This window comes from Spiroplasma endosymbiont of Megaselia nigra, assembly GCF_003987485.1.
GTDB lineage: Bacteria > Bacillota_I > Bacilli_A > Mycoplasmatales > Mycoplasmataceae > Spiroplasma.
In genome coordinates this window covers 1-2,396 of the sequence record NZ_RCOO01000167.1, presented here as the reverse complement: position 1 = coordinate 2,396, position 2,396 = coordinate 1, and the positions used below count along the sequence as shown (strand labels likewise).

The window sequence follows — 2,396 nt, the reverse complement described above, 5'->3', positions numbered from 1 at the left end:
GAAAAGCGCGGCAAAAGTTTTTTTAAACTTTAAGTAATTTTTCGCAAAACTTATGAAAAACACCGCGAGCCCAGATTAGTACTAAAATATAATCACAATAATAATCATTTATATAATTTTCTTTCTAAAATATTTTTAAAAGTGCTTGTATATATATATATATATATATATAATGTCAATAGATCTTGATAAAAAGTTTCAAGATGAAAGAAAGGAAATTATACAAAATGAAAAAACTTTTAAGTTTATTAAGTGTGTTAACAATTAGTGGAACTGCTGTACCAACAACAATTGCCGCTAGTCCTTATAAAAAACAAGAAATTAATTTAGAAAATTTAAATAGAAATAAAAGAAACACCGAATTAAAAGATAATAGGCTTTGAAAAGACTTTAATTATGATTTAGATAAAGATAAAATTTCTTTAGGTTTAATTGATGATACTGATTATGGTCAAAATTTTGATCTTGGAACCGGTGTTGATATTCCAGAATGAAGAATTAAAGTTGGAGTTGAATTAGCCAAACGTTATAGTGTTTTTAATGGATATAAATCATCAGCCATAGGAATAAGTGAAATAAAAATTTTTAATAGTTTTTGTTACTATTTTACAATATATATAAAAGGTAATCAAAATTGATACACAGAGGGCTTAAGACCCAAAACTAAATTTATTTTTAGTAGTAAAACAAGAATTAATGAAACAAATAATATAATTAGTAAAAACAATAATATTAATCAATGAATTAATCACGCTAATCAATTTAAAGTTAATTTTAATCGTCAATTAAATGAAAATTATAATAATAAAAATTATCAAGATAAAAAAGAATGAATTGAAAATAAATTAGAAATTATTAATAGTTATTTAAGAGATTGAAATTATATAGAAAATTTAATAGAACATGACATAAAATTACAAGAATTAAATTATGTAATTGAGGGAATTAGTAAAGATATTAATAATTTAAAATTAGAAATTTCAAAAATTAATAACAAAATAAATTCTATTCAAATTTCATCTATATCTGAAAATTCTAATTATGATTCAAAAAAACCTGTTTTTGAAGCATGTGCCGCAACTACAGGGCTTATTGCAGCTGGATCAGCATTAATTCCTGTAATCGGTACTTTAGCTTCAGCATTATTTGGAATTTATAGTGCTTCTTGTTCAATAGGGGCACTGATAGTAAGTTAATTTTATTTTATTGAAAATGAAAAAAATACTAACTCTTTTATGCACAATCACTTTAATTGGAACAAGTACAACAAGTTTAGTTGCTTGTAATACACCACAATATAGCGAAGATTCATTAAAAAAAGAAAAAGAAAAAAATAATATAAATATAAATGGAAATATTTTAGAATGAATAACATCACAAGAAAAGCTATTTAATAAGTTGGATAATAAGTATTATTTTGTTGTGTGACGTGATAGCAAAAATAGTAATTGAAATATTAATAAATTTAATAATAATAAAGAAATTATTTTAATAACTGGTGATACAAGATTACAAAAAACAAAATTAGGTAATGAATATGACTTGGCTATAAGAGTTCCAGAAATAAGAAATATGAGTGTTTGAAAAGAAGATAATGGAACTTATTTTAAATCAGTTTATCGTTGAAATTTAGATATACAAGAGCCTAATTTAATAGTTGATAAAGATGGAATGGTAAAAGTTAATGAATAATATAAAAAAAAGTCATTTTAATAAATGACTTTTTTTTATATTTCTAATGTAATTAATGATAATTTTTCATTATTTCTATTAAATAATTGTAAGTTATTGATAATAATTTCCTCTTTTTCTGTAAAAATTGTAATATCATAATTCCCATAACCCCATATCCCAGATATCTCAATTTGATTTAAAGCAAATAGTTTAACATTATAAGTTATTTTAATACTATCTTCAACCAAATTTTTAGTCATACTTATTCAAACTGCTTTTGAATAAAGTAATTTATATCATTGCGAAAAATAGTTTAAATATTCTTCTATTTTGTTATTAGATACAATTAAATTGGTTAAATATTTACCATATTCGCCATCTGATAATTTAATTTCAGCGGGAATAAGAGAAGGAATATTGTTTGTTTCTAATTCATTAGTTATTGATAATCAATTAAAATAATTTGCTTCTAATTGATAAATAGGATTTTCTGAAATATCTTTATTTTTAATAGTTACTTTAATTTCATCATTGTTGTTAATAGTATTTTGATTTTTTAAATTTCAATCTGTAATTTGTCCATTTTTTTCATCAATAATTGGTGTATTAGGTTCACTGTTATTATTTCAACGATAAACTGATTTAAAATAATTAGGATAAAAACTTCACGCAAAATATTGTGGCATTCCATTATTATCAACTAAACAAATGTCTTTTCAATA

3 protein-coding genes are annotated in these 2,396 nt (G+C 22.2%); 2 read left to right on the top strand and 1 reads right to left on the bottom strand.

Going from position 1 to position 2,396, the window contains the following annotated elements:
* Positions 1-227 precede the first annotated feature (227 nt).
* Together D9R21_RS05725 and D9R21_RS05720 are read left to right on the top strand one after the other, a co-directional pair.
* A complete protein-coding gene (locus D9R21_RS05725) occupies positions 228-1,196 on the top strand; it encodes a hypothetical protein (protein WP_126821447.1) in 969 nt (322 codons plus the stop codon).
* 16 nt (positions 1,197-1,212) lie between these two features.
* Positions 1,213-1,692: a lipoprotein gene (locus D9R21_RS05720; RefSeq protein ID WP_126821446.1), complete on the top strand. Its 480-nt coding sequence runs from the start codon at positions 1,213-1,215 to the stop codon at positions 1,690-1,692.
* A gap of 35 nt (positions 1,693-1,727) precedes the next feature.
* Here the strand turns inward: D9R21_RS05720 and D9R21_RS07400 are convergent.
* A partial coding sequence (locus D9R21_RS07400; RefSeq protein ID WP_158613933.1) for a DUF3688 family protein occupies positions 1,728-2,396 on the bottom strand: 669 nt, incomplete at its 5' end.